The following is a 17,421-nucleotide window of genomic DNA, read 5'->3' on the forward strand; positions in this document are numbered from 1 at the left end:
CGCAAGCGTGATCTTTGATTTATCGCAATGCCGAAGAACGAGGCGGGCCGATCAGCCGGCCTCGTTGCGCGTGGGCCGCATAGACAAGGACAGCGGGCCGCGACGGGATCACAGGAGCTATGTCGGACCGATGCGATTTCTGAGCAGGACCATTGCAACAGTGGCCGCAGCGGCCCTCGCCGCGGGCGCGACGACGCTTCTTCCTGAAAGTGCGCTGGCCGGCACCGGCATGCCTTCGCCCTGGCAGATGAATCTGCAGGGCGCCGCCACCGAAGTCTCGGAATACATTCACTGGTTCCATGACTGGCTTAACGTGATCATCTTCACGATCTCGATTTTCGTGCTGGGGCTGCTGATCTATGTCGCGTGGCGCTTCAACGAGAGGAAGAACCCCGTCCCCTCCAAGACGACGCATAATGCGCTGCTGGAAGTGGCCTGGACGGTCATCCCGGTCCTGATTCTCGTCGTCATCGCCATTCCCTCCTTCCGCCTGCTCAAGCTCCAGCTCGAGATTCCGCAGTCGGACCTGACCGTTAAGGTCACCGGCAAGCAGTGGTACTGGTCCTACGAATATCCGCAGGACGGCGGCGCCTTCGGCTTCGATTCGCTGATGCTCGACGAAAAGCAGCGCGCCGAAGCGATCGCCAGCAACAAGATCGCCGCAGCCGAGGCTCCGCGCCTGCTCGCTGTCGACAACGAGGCGGTCGTGCCGGTCGGCAAGGTCGTGCGCGTCCAGGTCACCGCGGCCGACGTCATCCACAAGTTCACCGTGCCGTCCTTCGGCATCAAGATCGACGCCATCCCCGGCCGTCTCAACGAGACCTGGTTCCGCGCCGATCGCGAAGGCATCTATTATGGCCAGTGCTCGTTCATCTGCGGGCAGAACCACGCCTATATGCCGATCGCGTTCCGCGTCGTGAGCGCCGAGCGCTATGCGGCCTGGCTTGCCGAATCGAAGAAGAAATTCGCCAGCGCCGGCGACGCCGCCGGCAAGGTCGCCGCCGCGGCCGAGTGAACGAACCAGATCTGACTGAACTCACGCGAACAGATTTCGCACGAGGAGACGAATCCATGGCAACTGCGGCTCCGGGCGCCCACGCCCACGCACACGGACATGATGACGCCCACGCCCACGCCCACCCGACCGGGTGGCGGCGCTGGCTGCTCTCGACCAATCACAAGGACATCGGGACGCTCTACCTGACCTTCTCGATCATGGCTGGTCTGGTCGGCGGCTTCCTCTCGATCATGATGCGCATCGAGCTGCAGCAGCCCGGCCTGCAGATCTTCGCCAACGGCCAGAGCTACAACGTCTTCGTCACCGGCCACGGCCTGATCATGATCTTCTTCATGGTCATGCCCGCCGTGATCGGCGGCTTCGGCAACTGGTTCGTGCCGTTGATGATCGGCGCGCCCGACATGGCCTTCCCGCGCATGAACAACATCTCGTTCTGGCTGACCGTCGCCGGCTTCGTGCTGCTGGTCATCTCGATGTTCGTCGAAGGCGCGCCTGGCGCCCATGGCGTCGGCACGGGCTGGACGATCTATCCGCCTTTCTCGTCGGCAGGCCACCCAGGTCCTTCGGTCGATTTCGGCATTCTCGCGCTTCACCTCGCGGGCGCTGCCTCGATCCTCGGCGCGATCAACTTCATCACCACCATCCTGAACATGCGCGCGCCTGGCATGACCATGCACAAGATGCCGCTGTTCGCCTGGGGCGTTCTGGTCACCGCCTTCCTGCTGCTGCTGTCGCTGCCCGTGCTCGCCGGCGCCATCACCATGCTGCTGACGGACCGCAATTTCGGCACCACCTTCTATGACCCGGCCGGTGGCGGCGATCCGGTGCTCTACCAGCACCTGTTCTGGTTCTTCGGTCACCCCGAAGTGTACATCATGATCCTGCCGGCTTTCGGCATCGTCAGCCACATCATCTCGACCTTCTCGAAGAAGCCGATCTTCGGCTATCTCGGCATGGCTTATGCGATGGTGGCGATCGGCGTCGTCGGCTTCATCGTGTGGGCGCACCACATGTACACCGCCGGTCTCTCGCTCAACACGCAGCGCTACTTCGTCTTCGCCACGATGGTGATCGCGGTGCCGACCGGCATCAAGATCTTCTCCTGGATCGCGACGATGTGGGGCGGCAGCCTGCGCTTCACCGCGCCGATGCTCTGGGCGATCGGCTTCATCTTCCTGTTCACCGTCGGCGGCGTGACCGGCGTGGTGCTGGCCAATGCCGGCGTCGACCGCTCGCTGCATGCGACCTATTACGTCGTGGCCCACTTCCACTACGTGCTGTCGCTCGGCGCCGTGTTCGGCATCTTCGCCGGCTTCTACTACTGGTTCCCGAAGATGTCGGGCTATGTGATGCCGGACTGGATCGGCAGGCTGCACTTCTGGGTCGCCTTCTTCGGCGCCAACCTGCTGTTCTTCCCGCAGCATTTCCTTGGCCTTGCCGGCATGCCGCGTCATTATGCGGACTATCCCGATGCCTTCGCCGGCTGGCATTTCTGGTCGTCGATCGGCTCCTACATCTTCGCTGCCGGCCTGCTCATCTTCTTCTACGGCGTCATCGTCGCCTTCTCGAAGAAGCAGCTCGCCGGGGACAATCCGTGGGGCGAAGGTGCAACGACGCTGGAATGGACCCTGTCCTCGCCTCCGCCGTTCCACCAGTTCGAGACCCTGCCGCGCATCGTCGGCTCGGACMACTGATCCATCTGGCGGCGGGCTCCCCGGCCCGCCGCCGCCCCTCCCCCGAGCGCCACCTGCGGCGTTCCGGAGATGGGCGGCAAGACCGCTCCCTCTCATTCCCCACGGCCGCTGGCGGCCGTCGTAAAGAGTGAAACGACAAGACCAATGTCCGCTGCGTTCGACAGGTTCGATTCCCGCACCGATGGCGCGAAGAGCTCCACCGGCGAGGCGCGCGATTTCTTCGCGCTCCTGAAGCCGCGGGTGATGTTCCTGGTCGTCGTCACCGCACTGGGCGGCATGGCGACGGCCCCCGGCACGATCCACCCGGTGATCGGATTCGCCTCGCTGCTCGCGATCGCGGTCGGCGCCGGTGCGTCCGGCTGCCTGAACATGTGGTACGACGCCGATATCGACGCGCTGATGGTGCGGACCGCCAAGCGTCCGATTCCGGCCGGGCGGATCCTGCCATCCGAGGCGCTCGCCTTCGGGCTGACCTTGTCTGTCGGCTCGGTGATCGTGCTCGGCCTCGTCGCCAATCTGCTCTCGGCGGCGATGCTCGCCTTCACCATCTTCTTCTATGCCGTCGTCTATTCGATGTGGCTGAAGCGCTCGACGCCGCAGAACATCGTCATCGGCGGAGCGGCCGGAGCCTTCCCCCCGATGATCGGCGAGGCGGTCGTGACCGGCGATTTCGGCCTGCACTCGATCGTGCTCTTCGCGATCATTTTCCTCTGGACGCCTCCCCATTTCTGGGCGCTGGCGCTGGTCAAGTCCGGCGACTATGCCCGCGCCGGCATCCCGATGCTGCCGAATGTCGCCGGCCCCGCCGCGACGCGCCGGCAGATCGTGGCCTACTCGCTGGTCATGGCGCCGGTCGCGGTACTGCCTGCCCTGATGGGGTTCGGCGGATTGGCCTATCTCGTCGTCTCCGTGGTGACAGGACTTGCCATGATCGCGCTGGCCTTCCGCGTGTTGCGCGTGACTGAGGGTGAAGCCGCCCACAAGGCCGCCTATGCGCTGTTCGGCTTCTCGATCCTCTACCTCTTCCTGCTCTTCGCCGTGCTGCTGGCAGAGAACAGCCTCGGCCTGATGTGGGCCCTGCCCAAGGTGCTAGGATGAGCGAAGCTCCGAAACGCGAGATCCCGCCGGCCTTCTCTCCGGAGGACATGGCACGCCGCAGGCGCCGCTCGGTCGCGCTGGCGCTGGTCCTTGCAGGCCTGGTCATTTTCTTCTTCGTGGTGACGCTGGTGAAGACCGGTCCGGCCATCATGAACAGGCCGCTGTGATGACCGCGACGCCATCGAACCGTCAGCATGCGAGAATGCGCCGGACGGCGCTGATCTGCGCCGGCGTCGCTGTCGGCATGACCGGCCTCGCCTTCGCAGCCGTGCCGCTCTACGACCTGTTCTGCAAGGTCACCGGCTTCGGCGGCACGCCGATGGTCGGGACCGCGGCCGCCGGGCGCATCCTGGACCGCAAGATGGCTGTGCGTTTCGACGCCAATGTCTCGCCGGCCCTGGGCTGGCGCTTCGAGCCGGAAAGCTCCGAGATCACCTTCCGCGTCGGCGAGACGCAGACGGTGTTCTACAAGATCACCAACACGACGGACCGGGTCTCCACCGGCATCGCGACCTTCAACGTCACGCCGACGCAGGGGGCCGCCTATTTCGTCAAGCTGCAATGCTTCTGCTTCACCGAGCATACGCTGCAGCCAGGCGAGACGCTGGAAGCGCCGGTCGTGTTCTATGTCGACCCCGAGATCGAGCAGAACCGCGATCTTAACGGGGTCAAATCATTGACGCTGTCCTACACCTATTTCCCGTCCAAGGCCGGCCAGCCGGTCGCGGATGGCAAAGGTGACGCGGGCAAGTCGAAACTATAAGAACTGCGACAGCACCAAGCGCTGCGCAGCAGAGTCGGACGCGGAGACAAAGTAAGATGGCCGGGGCCCATACCAAGAACCACGATTACCATCTCGTCGACCCGAGCCCGTGGCCGCTCGTCGGCGCGAGCAGCGCGACGATCATGGCCATCGGCGCGGTCATGTGGATGAAGGCGATGACCGTCGCCGGCATGCATCTCGGCCCCCTGGTCTTCGGCGTCGGCCTGCTCGGTGTTCTCTACACCATGCTCGCATGGTGGATGGACGTGGTGCGCGAGGCTGAGCACGAGGGCCACCACACCCGCGTCGTCCAGCTTCACCATCGCTACGGCATGCTGATGTTCATCGCCTCCGAGGTGATGTTCTTCGTCGCCTGGTTCTGGGCCTTCTTCGACGCCAGCCTCTTCAGCGGCGAAACGATCCAGTACGCCCGCCACGACTTCACCGGCGGCGTCTGGCCTCCCAAGGGCATCCAGACCTTCGATCCCTGGCACCTGCCGCTGCTGAACACGCTGATCCTGCTGACCTCGGGCACGACGGTGACCTGGGCGCATTACGCGCTGCTGCAGAACGACCGCAAGGGTCTGAAGCAGGCGCTCTGGCTGACCGTGTTCCTCGGCGGCCTGTTCTCGATCGTGCAGGCCTACGAGTACGCCCACGCCACCTTCGCCTTCAGCGGCCATATCTATGGCGCGACCTTCTTCATGGCGACCGGCTTCCACGGCTTCCATGTGCTCATCGGCACGATCTTCCTGGCGATCTGCCTGTACCGAGTCTATCTCGGCCACTTCAAACCAGCCCAGCATCTCGGCTTCGAGTTCGCGGCCTGGTACTGGCACTTCGTCGACGTGGTGTGGCTGTTCCTGTTCGCCGCGATCTATGTCTGGGCGTCCGGCGCCGGATCGGCCGCGGCGCACTGAGCGGCCGCCTCAAGACAATCCCGAAGGCGGCCGCGAGGCCGCCTTTGTTTTTTCCGGGAAACCATGATGGCAGAGTACGAGCATATCAGCCCCTCACCCTACGCGACCGGCCTTTCCGGCCGTTGCCCGCGCTGCGGCGAAGGCAAGCTCTTCGACGGGTTTCTGAAGCTGCGCCCTCGTTGTGCCGCGTGCGGGCTGGATTTCGCCTTCGCCGACTCGGCTGACGGCCCTGCCGTGTTCATCATGCTGATCGCAGGCTTCGCGGTTCTTGGCGCGGCGCTGTCGGTCGAGATCGCCTATGAGCCGCCGATCTGGGTGCATCTCTCGATCTGGCTGCCGCTGGCCGTCACCGTCTGCCTCGCCCTTCTGCGGCCGATGAAGGGGCTCGCGGTCGCGCTGCAATACGCCCACAAGGCCGAGGAAGGCAGGCGAGAAAAGTGAGCGCGCAGACAATGCCAGACAGCACACGGCGTCCGAGCCTTCTCCTGCCCGCGATCCTGACCATCTGCGGGACTTTGGTGCTCTGCACGCTGGGGAGCTGGCAGCTGTTGCGGATGGGCGAGAAGCACAGCTTCATCGAGCGCCTGCAAGCGCAGGCAGCGAGCCCTCCGGCGCCCCTCCCGCCCGAGCAGCAATGGAGCACGCTCGACCCTGCGAAGCTCGACCTGACGCGGGTCGCGGCATCCGGGCGTTACGTCGACGGCCCCTTTGCCGGCGTGCGCACCACGATCGCATCGGGCGGACCGGGAACGCGCCAGCTCTCCGGCTTCGGCCGCTGGATCTTCCAGGGGTTCCGGCTCGATGCCGGCGGCGTCATCCTGATCAATCGCGGCTTCGTGCCGGAAGCGCGCCTGGGCGAGATCAAGCCGGCCTCCGGACCGGCAACCGTGACAGGCTTCCTGCGCACGCCCGAAGCACGCAACAGCTTCACCCCGGCCGACCTCCCGGCCAATCGCGAGTTCTTCACACGCGATCCGGCCGCCATTGCGTCCTCCCTCGGCCTGGCGGCCGCGCCGTTCTATCTCGAGCTCGAGCGTCAGGGAGACGGGCTGACGCCGCCGGCCGGCGTCGATGTCAAGGAGTTGATCGGCCGTATTCCCGACAACCACCTGCAATACGCACTGACCTGGTTCGGGCTGGCCCTGACCCTGATCGGTGTCTTCATCGCCTTCGCCTGGCAGGCCCGGCGACAGAAACACGACTGACCTCGCCCCGCGGCCCTGCCGCGGGCGCGCAACCTTTGCCCTCGCTGCGCTCCCGGCCTATAGCAGCAGCACGACCACAGAGAGCGACACCGTGCTGCATGTCTCCACCCGGGGGGAAGCGCCCTCCCTCGCCTTTTCCGACGCCCTGCTCGCCGGGCTCGCCCGCGATGGCGGCCTTTATGTCCCGAAGGCCTGGCCCAGAATTGAAGCCCAGGACATCGCGGGCTTCGCCGGCAAACCCTATGCCGAAGTTGCCGAGCGCATCATCGGCGCGCTGGCCGACGGAGATATCGAGACGGCGGCGCTGCGCGCCATGATCCGCGAGGCCTATGCCACCTTCCGGCATCCGGCCACCTGTCCGCTGACGCAGCTCGGCGACAATCTCTTCGTGCTCGAGCTGTTCCACGGCCCGACTCTGGCATTCAAGGATGTGGCAATGCAGTTGCTTGGGCGGCTGATGGACCATGTGCTGGTGCAGCGCGGCGAGCGCGCCACCATTGTCGGCGCAACCTCCGGCGACACAGGCGGTGCTGCCATCGACGCCTTCAAGGGGCTTGAGCGGGTCGACATGTTCATCCTCTATCCGCAGGGGCGCGTCTCGGACGTGCAGCGGCGGCAGATGACCACGGTGGACTCACCCAATGTCCACGCCATCGCGGTCGAGGGCACATTCGACGATTGCCAGAACCTCGCCAAGGCGATGTTCAATCACCACAGCTTTCGCGACGAACTGCGCCTCTCCGGCGTGAATTCGATCAACTGGGCCCGCATCGCGGCGCAGGTGGTCTACTACTTCACCTCGGCTGTCGCCCTCGGCTCGCCCCGGCGCAAGGTCTCCTTCGCGGTGCCGACCGGCAATTTCGGCGATGTGCTCGCCGGTTGGGTCGCCAAGCGCATGGGTCTGCCGATCGAGCGCCTGGTGATCGGCACGAACAGCAACGACATCCTCCCGCGCACGCTCGAGAGCGGCGCCTATGAGATGCGGGGCGTCGCCGCCACGACCTCCCCTTCGATGGACATCCAGATCTCCTCGAATTTCGAACGCCTGCTGTTCGAGGCGCATGACCGCGACGGTGCCGCCGTGCGCCGGCTGATGCAGTCCTTGCAGCAATCCGGCCGGTTCGAGATCGCGCCGGAGCCGCTGGCCCGCATCCGCTCCGAGTTCGACGCCGGCGCGGTCGACGAGGCCGAGGTCGCCGACGAGATCGGCCGCACGTGGCGCGAGGCCGGCTATCTGCTCGACCCCCATAGCGCGATCGGGGTTGCAGCCGCGCGCCGGGGCCTGAGGGCAGATCCTGCCACGCCGATGATCGTGCTCGGCACAGCCCATCCCGCCAAGTTCCCCGCAGCCGTTGCGGCGGCGAGCGGTGTCACGCCCGCCCTGCCGGCCCATCTCGGCGATCTGATGGAGCGCAAGGAGCGCTTCACCCTGCTGCCGAACGACCAGGGACGCATCGAGGCCTTCATCCGGCAGAACGCCCGGACAGTGCGGGGAGCGGCGGCATGATCGCGACGGGGCCGGCCGAGATCGCCGAACTGGCCACGCCTGCGCCACGCTCGTCGGGGGCGCATGACCCTGAGGTCGACCTGACGACCCTGCCCTCCGGCCTGCGCATCGTCTCGCAGCGCATGGACCATGCGTCCACCGTCTCGCTCGGCATCTGGATCGGGGCCGGCGCGCGCGACGAGCTTCCGAACGAACACGGACTGGCGCATCTGCTCGAGCACATGGCCTTCAAGGGCACGGCGCGGCGCAGCGCCCGTGAGATCGCCGAGGAGATCGAAAGCGTTGGCGGGGATCTCAACGCCGCGACCAGTGTCGAGTACACCTGCTACACGGCCCGAGTCCTGGGATCCGACCTCGCACTCGCCGTGGACATCCTGGCCGATATCCTGACGTCGCCAGCGCTTGCGCCCGAGGAACTCGCCCGCGAGAAGGGTGTCATCCTGCAGGAGATCGGCGCGGTTCAGGATACGCCCGACGATCTCGTCTATGACCGCTTCCTGCAGGCGGCCTTTCCGGACCAGCCCCTCGGCCGCCCGATCCTGGGAACAGCGAAGACGGTCAACAGTTTCACGCCCGACGCCATCCGGGCCTATCTGGCGCGCCACTACCATGCCGGCAACCTGGTGCTGGCTGCTTCGGGCGCCGTCGACCATGACGAGCTCGTCGCCTTGGCACGTGACAGGCTCGCCAGCCTCCCAGGCAAACCCGTTGAGGCCTTCGAGCGCGAGGATGGTCATTACCGGGGCGGCGAAGCGCGAATCGAGGGCGACGAGGAGCAGGTCCATCTGGTGCTCGGCTTTCCCGGCCAGCCTTTCCGGGACGGCGCGCATTACCCGCTCCAGGTGTTCTCCTCCGTGCTCGGCGGAGGGCTGTCATCCCGGCTGTTCCAGGAGGTGCGCGAGCAGCGCGGCCTCGCCTATTCCATCGACGCCTTCCACTGGCCCTTCTCCGATTGCGGCGTGTTTGGAATCAGCGCCGGCACAGCACCGGAAGATGCGAGCGAGCTGATCGATGTTGCCCTTGGCTGCCTGCGGCAGGCCGCCGAAGATGTGACGGAGGTCGAGGTTGCACGCGCCCGGGCCCAGATGAAGGTCGGGCTGCTGGCCTCGCTTGAGAGCCCTGGTGGCAAGCTTGAACAGATGGCCCGCCAGGTGCTCGTCTTCGGACGTGCGATACCGCGCGAGGAGCTGGCGCACCGGCTCGATGCTGTCACGCTGGAGGATGTTCGCGCCGCCGGACGCTCTCTGCTCGGGCACCAGCCAACGATCGCCGCTGTCGGTCCGCTGTCCGGCCTCCCGCCGGCAGAGCAACTGCGGCAGGCCGCACGCTCCGGGGATTGAGCAGCCATGGCTCTCTTCCGCTTCTCGACCGATCCGCCAGCCCGCCCGCTCGTTCGCACGCCGAACCTGTTTCTGCGGGCGCCACTGGCGAACGACTATGCGGCCTGGGCGGTTCTGCGGATGGAGAGCCGGGAATTCCTGACGCCCTGGGAGCCGGTCTGGAACGAGGATGACCTGACGCGGAATTCGTTCCGCCTGCGCGTCAAGCGTGCCGCACGCGAGATCGCGGCTGACGAAGCCTATCCCCTGTTCATTTTCGATGCCGGCAGCGAAACCTTGCTGGGGGGATTGACGCTCGGACTGATCCGGCGTGGCGTCGCCCAGGCCTGCACGCTCGGCTACTGGATGGGACAACGCCACGCCGGCAAGGGATATATGACCGAAGCCGTGCGCGGCGCGGTGCGCTTCGCTTTTTCCGACCTCGGCCTGCATCGCGTCGAAGCTGCCTGTTTGCCCGGCAATGAGCCGTCTCGCCGGCTGCTGGAGCGCGTCGGCTTCCGCTGCGAAGGCGAGGCGCGGGCCTATCTGCGCATCAACGGAAACTGGGCGGACCACTTGCTCTATGCGATGATTTCGACGGACCGGCTGCTCGGCCCCGCGGAGACGGGCGGCGCGCGATGATCCACAGGGCCGAGCCTCTGCCTTGCCCTCGCCACGACCGGTCGGTACGACTGGGTCCCCCGCCCCGCTTGAGCGCGGCCCACACAGTTACCGAGTCGCGCTTGTCCCCTCCTGACCGACTTCTCCGGTTTGGCCTTGCCTTTGTCGGCCTCGCACTCCTGTTCGTGCTGTCCCTGGCCGTACCGGCCCAGGCCGTGGAGGCCGTCCGCGTCCCTGTCGACGCACCGGTGATCGACCTGACCCATGTGGTCGAGCGCAACAAATCCGATGGCGACGTCATCCAGATCTCGACCGCGCCGGGGCCCGACGGCATCGTGCGCCGCATCGCGGTCAGGGCACGCGAGTCGGGCGCACGGCCGGACTGGATCGTCTTCGCGCTCACAAATGATTCCGACGAGCAGATCGACCGGCTGCTGGTCGCGCCGTTCCACCGCCTGATCGGCTCCGGCGTGATCTGGCCTGATCTCGGCGACACGCGGATCGAGGCCGTGACGGCGAGCCAGGGGCTTCGCCCCGAGCGCGAGGATAGCCCGGACGCCGACGTCTTCATGATCACGCTCGACCCGGGCACGACGGTGACCTTCGTCGCCGAGCTGAAATCTCCGAACCTGCCTCAGCTCTATCTGTTCGAGCAGGAGGCCTATCGCCAGAAGACCAACGGGCTGACGCTCTACAAGGGCATCATCATCGGCATTGCCGGCCTGCTCGCGCTCTTCCTGACCATCATCTTCGTGGTCAAGGGAGCGGTTATCTTCCCGGCCGCCGCCGCCCTGGCCTGGGCCGTTCTCGCTTATGCCGGGCTCGATTTCGGCTTCTTCCAACGCATCTTCCCGCTGACGCCGGCGATCGAGCGCATCTACCGCGCCGGAGCCGAGGTGGTGCTGGCGGCGACGCTGCTCGTCTTCCTCTTCGCCTATCTCAACCTGTCGCGCTGGCATGTCCGCTACAGCCACGTGACGATCATCTGGATCCTCGGCCTCTTCGGCCTCGTCGGTCTGGCCGTCTTCGATGCCCCGATGGCGTCGGGCATTGCGCGCATCTCGATCGCCGCCGTCGCGGCCGTCGGCTTCGTGCTGATCCTGCACCTGGCGACGCATGGCTACGAGCGCGCCGTCATGCTGATCCCGACCTGGTTCCTGCTTGCCGTCTGGGTGACGGCCGCCGGGTTCACGGTCACCGGCCAGTTCCAGCGCGACCTGGTCGCGCCCGCCCTGATCGGCGGGCTGGTGCTGATCGTGCTTCTGATCGGCTTCACCGTCATTCAGCACGCCTTCGCCGGCGGCGCGCTGGCGCAGGGCCTTGTCTCCGACACCGAGCGGCGGGCGCTGGCGCTGTCGGGCTCCGGCGATCTCGTCTTCGACTGGGATGTCAGCGCCGACAAGATCTTCGTCTCGCCGCAGACCGAGACCCTGCTCGGCCTGTCGCGCGGCGCGCTCGAAGGTTCGGCGGCGCGCTGGCTTGAATACATGCATGTCTCCGATCGCGACCGCTATCGCGTCACGCTCGATGCCGTGCTGGAACAGCGGCGCGGCAAGCTGCAGCTCGATTTCCGTCTGCGAGCCGCCAACGGCAGCTATCACTGGTTCAACCTCAAGGCCCGGCCCGTCATCGGCTCCAACGGCGAGGTCATCCGCGTGATCGGCACGCTCGCCGATGTCACCGAGCAGAGGACTGCGCAGGAGCGGCTGCTGCATGACGCGGTGCATGACAACCTGACCGGCCTGCCCAACCGCAAGCTGTTCCAGGATCGTCTCGGCGCCGTCTTCGGCTTCTGCCGCGCCGACGACAATATCCGCCCGACGGTGATCGTCATCGACATCGACCGCTTCAAGCAGGTCAACGAGTCGGTCGGCTTCTCCGCGGGCGATTCGATCCTGCTGACGCTCGCCCGCAGGCTCGGCCGTCTGCTGCGGGCGCAGGACACGCTTGCCCGCATCGGCGGCGACACCTTCGCCATGATCCTTGTCTCCGAGCGGGACCCCGAGCGTATCCTGGCCTTGGCGGAACTCGTTCGCCGCGCCGTCTCGACGCCGGTGACCTTCGCGGAACGCGAGATCTTCCTGACCCCCTCGATCGGGCTTGCGCTGTTCGACGCCTCGCCGGCGGCCCGCAAGGACGATGCTCTGAAGAACGCCGAGCTGGCGATGGCGCATGCCAAGCGGCAGGGCGGCAACAAGATCGAGGTCTTCGTCCCCGCGATGCGGACCGATCGCAACGATCGTCTTGCCCTGGAGAGCGACCTGCGTCGCGCCATCGAGCGCGGCGAGATTCAGGTGATGTACCAGCCGATCGTCAGGCTGGAGGACCGGACCATCGCGGGCTTCGAGGCCCTGGTGCGCTGGGACCACCCGCGCGAGGGCCGGCTGCTGCCGCAGGATTTCCTGGCGATCGCCGAGGAAACCGGGCTGATCGTCGATCTCGGCGTCTATGTGATGGACCGTACCGCACGCGAGCTCGCCGCCTGGCAGGCCGCGCTCGAGGTCGACCCGCCGATCTTCGCCAGCGTCAACGTCTCGAGCCGCCAGTTGCTGCGCCACGACCTGCTGCATGACGTCAAGACGGTGCTGGCGCGCCGGCGCGTCTTGCCGGGCACGCTCAAGCTCGAGATCACCGAAAGCCTGGTGATGGAGAATCCGGAATATGCCGCGCAGATGCTCTCGCGCATCCGCGAACTCGGCGCCGGGCTCTCGCTCGATGATTTCGGCACCGGCTATTCCTCGCTGTCCTATCTGCAGCGGTTTCCGTTCGACACGATCAAGGTCGATCAGAGCTTCGTGCGCCAGATGGGCAACGGGAAACCGCCGGTGATCCTGCGCTCGATCGTCCAGCTCGCCGCCGATCTGCGCATGGACGTCGTTGCCGAGGGCGCGGAGACGGAGTCGGATGCGATCGAGCTCTACCAGCTCGGCTGCCAATATGCGCAGGGCTATATCTTCGGGCAGCCGATGAGCGCAGCCGAAGCCCGCAGGCTGGTGGGCGCGAGCGCCGCGTCCTCTTCGGAAGCAGCGTAACCCCTCCCCTATTCCGGGAGGGAGGCCAGCGCCGCTCAGGCGTGTCCGGCCGTGCTGGACAGGAACGCGGGATCGATGCCGATCTTGTGCAGCGCGCGATGGTATTTGGTTTCGATGCCGTCGTCGAAGAGCAGCGCCGGGTCAGCGGCGCAGTGCAGCCAGCCATTCGACTGGATCTCGGATTCAAGCTGCCCCGCTCCCCAGCCCGCATAGCCAAGAGCCAGCACCGCGTTCTCCGGACCGCTGCCAATGGCAATGGCCCGCAGGATATCCAAGGTCGCCGTCAGGCAGATGCCGTTGTCGATCGGCAGGGTCGCCGATTCCAGGAAGAAGTCCGAGGAGTGCAGTACGAAGCCACGCTTGGTCTCCACCGGTCCGCCGCGCAGCACCTGCATCCGTTCGGCTTGGCTCGGCAGGCGAATCAGCTCTTCCGAGGGAATCACATCGAGCTGGACCAGCAGATCGGGAAACCGCGTGTCCGGCGCCGGCTTGTTGAGGATGATGCCCATGGCGCCATCCTCGGAATGCGCACAGATATAGACCACGCTGCGGCTGAAACGCGTGTCAGTCATGCCGGGCATGGCAATCAGGCACTGCCCGTCGAGATAGCTGCGGCCGCTGACGCGTTGGCTGGATCCGATCTTCATACCGCCATGCTAAATCCAATCGGCCCGGCTGGAAACCGGTGTCCTTGAAAATGCCGGCACCGCGATTGCGCCCCAATCATGCGGCATAGGATGAATGGCTGCATGTCACATGATTGCCAGCAAATGTGAGAGAGATTGTTTCGCTTTTTGCAGACGCATTCCCTAAGACGGTCATCGTGAAGTTGGCATTGCTCTCACTCGCGCTCGCCGCGCTGGCGTTCAGCGCTCCTGCTCAGGCGCAGGAGGCGGCGGTGTCGTCATGGTCCGGCAGTACGCATTCCTCGATCCGCCTGATCGCCGGAGCGACGGCCCCCTCGGGCAAGCAACGCATCGGCGTCGAGATCACTATGGCGCCAGGCTACAAGACTTATTGGCGCAACCCCGGCGATTCCGGCGTTCCTCCCTCCTTCGACTGGAGCGGCTCCACCAATGTCGGTGGCCTCGACGTGCGCTGGCCCGCGCCGGAACGCTTCGAGGATGGCACCGGCTTTTCGATCGGCTATGTCGGCGAGGTCGTGGTGCCGGTGTCGGTGCAGCCGGTTGACCCCAGCAAGCCAGTCATGGTCGTGCTCAAGCTCGACTATGCCGTCTGCGAGAAGATGTGCATTCCCGCCAAGGGCGAGGCTCAGCTCTGGCTCGAGCCCGGCGTGACCTCGGTAACCTCGCCGCGGCTCGAGAGCTTCGAGGCGCGGGTGCCGATTCCCGTCAAGCTTGGGCCGCACAAAGAGAAGATCTCGGTGATCGAGGTGCTGCCCGGCGAGGCTGGGCCTGAGCCCAAGGTCAAGCTCGTGCTGCAGGCTCCGCCGGACGGCGCGATCGAGGATGTCTTCGTCGAGGGGCCCGGCGCCTGGTCCTTCAGCAAGCCGGTCCTGAAGCCGCAGGCCGATGGCACTGTGCTCGCTCATGTCCGGATTACGGACCGTCCCAAGGGCGCAGCGGGGCCGGTGCCCTTCATCGTGACGGTGCGCGGCAAACCTGCAGCGGTCGAGACGCGGCTTGAACTCGACATCCCGGTCGCCAAGCCCTAATCCCTGACCGAGCGGCGAAGGCCGCATGGCTCACGGAGAACAGGCGATGACGATCAAGGTGGGTGACACACTTCCGCAGGCGACGTTCCGCGTGATGACGGCGGACGGCCCGGCAGCGAAGACGACCGAAGACCTGTTCAAGGGCAAGAAAGTGGTGCTGTTTGCGGTGCCCGGCGCCTTCACGCCGACCTGCCACAAGAATCACCTCCCCGGCTATCTCGCCAAGGCTGCAGAGATCAAGGGCAAGGGCGTCGACGCCATCATGGTGACCGGCGTCAACGACGTCTTCGTCATGGATGCCTGGTCGAAGGCAACGGGCGCAGTCGGCGTCATCGAGTTCCTCTCGGACGGCAATGCCGATTTCGCCAAGGAGATCGGGCTTTCGCTCGACGGTTCGGGCTTTGGCCTCGGAACCCGCTCGCAGCGCTATTCGATGATCGTCGAAAACGGCGTGGTCGAGGCTCTCAATGTCGAAGACGCACCGGGCAAGGCCGACGTCTCCGGCGCCGAAGAAATGCTGAAGCAGCTCTGAGCGCTTCGCGCATGAAAGAGCCCGCCCGGCCCCCGCCGCGCGGGCTTTTTGATGCCTGCTGCAACGATGCTGATCGAAAGCATGGCGCTTTGTCATGAGACAGATGCCGCGCCCCCGGGCTAGCGTGACAGCGCTATTGGGAGAGGCTGCATGTCCGAGATCACCATCCGCCCGCTCGTCGCGAGCGATCGCACCGCCTGGGGACCGCTCTGGCAGGGCTACCTGACCTTCTACAAGTCGAGCCTGCCGGAAGAGATCCATGACCTGACCTTCGCCCGGCTCACAGGCGGCAAGGAGCCGATGGGTGGCTTCATCGCCGAACGCGACGGCAAGGCAGTCGGCATCGTGCACTGGGTCACGCACCGCACCACCTGGAGCGCCAAGGATATCTGCTATTTGCAGGATCTGTTCGTCAGCCCGGATATCCGTGGCGGCGGCGGCGGCCGCAAGCTGATCGAAGCCGTGCGGCAGATGGCCGAGGCCAAGGGCTGTTTCCGCGTCTACTGGCAGACGCATGAGACGAATCTTCAGGCGCGCGAACTGTACGACAAGGTCGCCGACCTCTCGGGCTTCCTGGTCTATCGGCAGCCGCTCGGCTGACGAGCCGGCCGGGCTCTATCGCCCAGGCTTGAACGGCGCCATGCCGGCGCGGGCGAGCACGTCAGCGCGCTCATTCATCTCGTCTCCGGCGTGGCCCTTGACCCATTTCCACTCGATCTTGTGGCGGCCGAGTGCGGCATCGAGGCGCTTCCAGAGCTCCTCGTTCTTCACCGGCTTCCGGTCGGCGGTCTTCCAGCCATTCTTCTTCCAGCCATGGATCCAGCCAGTGATGCCCTGGCGCAGGTACTGGCTGTCGGTATGCAGCGCCACCGTGCAGGGCCGCGTCAGCGTCTCGAGCGCGGAGATCGCCGCCATCAGCTCCATGCGATTGTTGGTGGTCATCTGTTCGCCGCCCGAGAGCTCGCGCGCCTTGCCATTGTAGCTGAGGATCGCGCCCCAGCCCCCCGGGCCGGGATTGCCCGAACAAGCCCCGTCGGTCCAGATCTCTACTGTATCGCTCATCGTTTCAGGCMGTATTCGCGGGCGTCACCGACGCGCTGGTGGAAGGCAAGTTTGCGGTCGTATTCGAGCGGATCGAGCGGCTTGACCAGGGCCCCCGGCGGAACGTTCAACCAGTCCACCAGCCGGGTCAGGAGGAAACGCAGGGCCGAACCGCGGCAAAGCGCCGGAAGCGCCTCAACCTCGGCGGGGGTCAGGGGGCGCACGCTTTCATAGCCCGCGAGGATCGCCTGCCCCTTGGTGAGATTGAACGATGCATCGGCCTCGAAGCACCAGGCATTCAGGCAGATGGCGAGATCGTAGGCGAAGGCATCGGTGCAGGCGAAGTAGAAGTCGATCAGCCCCGACAGCCGGTCCTTGATGAAAAAGACGTTGTTGGGAAAGAGATCGGCGTGGATCACGCCGCGCGGCAGGTTCTGTGGCCAGTTGGCCTCGTGGAACGCGATTTCCGTCATGACGCGCTTCGCCAGTCCAGGCGAGACCGTCTCGGCCCCGGCACCGGCCTGTTCCGCCAGCGGCCGCCAGCCCGCGACTGACAGATCATTGGACCGGGTCATGCCGAAGCCCTCGCCCGCCTTGTGCAGGAGCGCCAGCCCACGCCCGACCTCGGCGCAATGAGCAGCCGTCGGACGACGCACGGAGAGACCATCGAGGAAAGTCACGATCGCCGCCGGCCGCCCCGCGAGCCGGCTCACAGCCAGACCGTCCTGCGCCTTGACCGGCAGCGGGCAGATCAGCCCGCGCTCGGCCAGATGTTCCATCAGTCCGAGGAAGAACGGCAKATCAGCCGCGCTCACCCGTTCTTCGTACAGCGTCAGGATGAAGAAGCCCTGCGTGGTGTGCAGCAGGAAATTGGAATTCGAGACCCCCTCGGCGATGCCCTTGACCGCCAGCAGATCACCAATGCCGTAACGCGCCACGAAGGCAGCCATCTCATCGTCGGGCACTTCAGTATAGACGGCCAAATTCGCTMACTCG

Annotated in this window: 18 protein-coding genes; 15 read left to right on the plus strand and 3 right to left on the minus strand. The window is 65.7% G+C overall.

Annotated elements, in window-relative coordinates:
* Positions 1-130 precede the first annotated feature (130 nt).
* The 12 genes from coxB (at position 131) to AC1DIO_RS14430 (ending at position 13,177) form a co-directional block, all read left to right on the plus strand.
* On the plus strand, positions 131-1,015 hold the full coding sequence (coxB, locus tag AC1DIO_RS14375; protein ID WP_441488911.1) for a cytochrome c oxidase subunit II: 885 nt from the start codon (positions 131-133) through the stop codon (positions 1,013-1,015).
* A gap of 56 nt (positions 1,016-1,071) precedes the next feature.
* Positions 1,072-2,712 (plus strand): cytochrome c oxidase subunit I, encoded by a 1,641-nt coding sequence (ctaD, locus tag AC1DIO_RS14380; protein WP_476853557.1) that lies wholly within the window; start codon positions 1,072-1,074, stop codon positions 2,710-2,712.
* A gap of 144 nt (positions 2,713-2,856) precedes the next feature.
* A complete protein-coding gene (locus AC1DIO_RS14385) occupies positions 2,857-3,810 on the plus strand; it encodes a heme o synthase (RefSeq protein ID WP_069877488.1) in 954 nt (317 codons plus the stop codon).
* Entirely contained in the window at positions 3,807-3,977 is a 171-nt protein-coding gene (locus AC1DIO_RS14390; RefSeq protein WP_141739979.1) for a DUF485 domain-containing protein, read from the plus strand. The genes AC1DIO_RS14385 and AC1DIO_RS14390 overlap by 4 nt, the downstream gene beginning before the upstream one ends.
* Complete coding sequence (locus tag AC1DIO_RS14395; RefSeq protein WP_441488909.1) at positions 3,977-4,573, plus strand: cytochrome c oxidase assembly protein; 597 nt, start codon at positions 3,977-3,979, stop codon at positions 4,571-4,573. The genes AC1DIO_RS14390 and AC1DIO_RS14395 overlap by 1 nt, the downstream gene beginning before the upstream one ends.
* Before the next feature lie 56 nt (positions 4,574-4,629).
* Positions 4,630-5,493 (plus strand): cytochrome c oxidase subunit 3, encoded by an 864-nt coding sequence (locus tag AC1DIO_RS14400; protein ID WP_441488908.1) that lies wholly within the window; start codon positions 4,630-4,632, stop codon positions 5,491-5,493.
* Positions 5,494-5,559: 66 nt separating this feature from the next.
* Positions 5,560-5,934 (plus strand): DUF983 domain-containing protein, encoded by a 375-nt coding sequence (locus AC1DIO_RS14405; protein ID WP_441488907.1) that lies wholly within the window; start codon positions 5,560-5,562, stop codon positions 5,932-5,934.
* The gene (locus AC1DIO_RS14410) at positions 5,931-6,698 is read left to right on the plus strand and encodes an SURF1 family protein (protein ID WP_441488906.1); all 768 of its coding nucleotides are present in this window, start codon (positions 5,931-5,933) and stop codon (positions 6,696-6,698) included. Before AC1DIO_RS14405 ends, AC1DIO_RS14410 begins: the two co-directional genes overlap by 4 nt.
* A gap of 91 nt (positions 6,699-6,789) precedes the next feature.
* Positions 6,790-8,205: a threonine synthase gene (gene thrC / locus AC1DIO_RS14415; RefSeq protein ID WP_441488905.1), complete on the plus strand. Its 1,416-nt coding sequence runs from the start codon at positions 6,790-6,792 to the stop codon at positions 8,203-8,205.
* A complete protein-coding gene (locus AC1DIO_RS14420; RefSeq protein ID WP_441488904.1) occupies positions 8,202-9,545 on the plus strand; it encodes a M16 family metallopeptidase in 1,344 nt (447 codons plus the stop codon). The genes thrC and AC1DIO_RS14420 overlap by 4 nt, the downstream gene beginning before the upstream one ends.
* A gap of 6 nt (positions 9,546-9,551) precedes the next feature.
* A complete protein-coding gene (locus tag AC1DIO_RS14425) occupies positions 9,552-10,166 on the plus strand; it encodes a GNAT family N-acetyltransferase (RefSeq protein WP_441488903.1) in 615 nt (204 codons plus the stop codon).
* Between the two features lie 101 nt (positions 10,167-10,267).
* Positions 10,268-13,177 carry an EAL domain-containing protein gene (locus AC1DIO_RS14430; protein ID WP_441488902.1) on the plus strand — a complete coding sequence of 970 codons (2,910 nt, stop codon included), beginning with the start codon at positions 10,268-10,270 and terminating at the stop codon, positions 13,175-13,177.
* Positions 13,178-13,212: 35 nt separating this feature from the next.
* Here the strand turns inward: AC1DIO_RS14430 and AC1DIO_RS14435 are convergent, their stop codons facing one another.
* On the minus strand, positions 13,213-13,824 hold the full coding sequence (locus tag AC1DIO_RS14435) for a YqgE/AlgH family protein (protein ID WP_441488901.1): 612 nt from the start codon (positions 13,822-13,824) through the stop codon (positions 13,213-13,215).
* Positions 13,825-14,000: 176 nt separating this feature from the next.
* Here AC1DIO_RS14435 and AC1DIO_RS14440 point away from each other — a divergent pair, with 176 nt between their 5' ends.
* The 3 genes from AC1DIO_RS14440 (at position 14,001) to AC1DIO_RS14450 (ending at position 15,984) form a co-directional block, all read left to right on the plus strand.
* Positions 14,001-14,852 carry a protein-disulfide reductase DsbD domain-containing protein gene (locus AC1DIO_RS14440; RefSeq protein WP_476853558.1) on the plus strand — a complete coding sequence of 284 codons (852 nt, stop codon included), beginning with the start codon at positions 14,001-14,003 and terminating at the stop codon, positions 14,850-14,852.
* A gap of 46 nt (positions 14,853-14,898) precedes the next feature.
* Positions 14,899-15,384, plus strand: a complete 486-nt coding sequence (locus tag AC1DIO_RS14445; RefSeq protein ID WP_113518915.1) for a peroxiredoxin — start codon at positions 14,899-14,901, stop codon at positions 15,382-15,384.
* A 150-nt stretch (positions 15,385-15,534) separates the two neighbouring features.
* Positions 15,535-15,984 carry a GNAT family N-acetyltransferase gene (locus tag AC1DIO_RS14450; protein WP_069877496.1) on the plus strand — a complete coding sequence of 150 codons (450 nt, stop codon included), beginning with the start codon at positions 15,535-15,537 and terminating at the stop codon, positions 15,982-15,984.
* Positions 15,985-15,999: 15 nt separating this feature from the next.
* On the opposite strand, the gene rnhA is transcribed toward AC1DIO_RS14450, so the two are convergent.
* Both rnhA and AC1DIO_RS14460 read right to left on the minus strand, forming a co-directional pair.
* A complete protein-coding gene (gene rnhA / locus AC1DIO_RS14455) occupies positions 16,000-16,446 on the minus strand; it encodes a ribonuclease HI (RefSeq protein WP_113518917.1) in 447 nt (148 codons plus the stop codon).
* Positions 16,443-17,408, minus strand: coding sequence for a homoserine kinase (locus tag AC1DIO_RS14460; RefSeq protein ID WP_476853568.1), 966 nt, complete (start codon positions 17,406-17,408; stop codon positions 16,443-16,445). The genes rnhA and AC1DIO_RS14460 overlap by 4 nt, the downstream gene beginning before the upstream one ends.
* Positions 17,409-17,421 lie beyond the last annotated feature (13 nt).

Source organism: Allobosea sp. 05T439 (assembly GCF_056396005.1).

Bases quoted from the DNA above. Each gene is read 5' to 3' on its own strand.
- AC1DIO_RS14435 (WP_441488901.1), bottom strand. From the start codon at position 13,824: ATGAAGATCGGATCCAGCCAACGCGTCAGCGGCCGCAGCTATCTCGAC.
- AC1DIO_RS14385 (WP_069877488.1), top strand. From the start codon at position 2,857: ATGTCCGCTGCGTTCGACAGGTTCGATTCCCGCACCGATGGCGCGAAG.
- AC1DIO_RS14400 (WP_441488908.1), top strand. From the start codon at position 4,630: ATGGCCGGGGCCCATACCAAGAACCACGATTACCATCTCGTCGACCCG.
- AC1DIO_RS14390 (WP_141739979.1), top strand. From the start codon at position 3,807: ATGAGCGAAGCTCCGAAACGCGAGATCCCGCCGGCCTTCTCTCCGGAG.
- coxB (WP_441488911.1), top strand. From the start codon at position 131: ATGCGATTTCTGAGCAGGACCATTGCAACAGTGGCCGCAGCGGCCCTC.
- rnhA (WP_113518917.1), bottom strand. From the start codon at position 16,446: ATGAGCGATACAGTAGAGATCTGGACCGACGGGGCTTGTTCGGGCAAT.
- AC1DIO_RS14420 (WP_441488904.1), top strand. From the start codon at position 8,202: ATGATCGCGACGGGGCCGGCCGAGATCGCCGAACTGGCCACGCCTGCG.
- AC1DIO_RS14450 (WP_069877496.1), top strand. From the start codon at position 15,535: ATGTCCGAGATCACCATCCGCCCGCTCGTCGCGAGCGATCGCACCGCC.
- AC1DIO_RS14445 (WP_113518915.1), top strand. From the start codon at position 14,899: ATGACGATCAAGGTGGGTGACACACTTCCGCAGGCGACGTTCCGCGTG.
- AC1DIO_RS14405 (WP_441488907.1), top strand. From the start codon at position 5,560: ATGGCAGAGTACGAGCATATCAGCCCCTCACCCTACGCGACCGGCCTT.
- AC1DIO_RS14425 (WP_441488903.1), top strand. From the start codon at position 9,552: ATGGCTCTCTTCCGCTTCTCGACCGATCCGCCAGCCCGCCCGCTCGTT.
- AC1DIO_RS14395 (WP_441488909.1), top strand. From the start codon at position 3,977: ATGACCGCGACGCCATCGAACCGTCAGCATGCGAGAATGCGCCGGACG.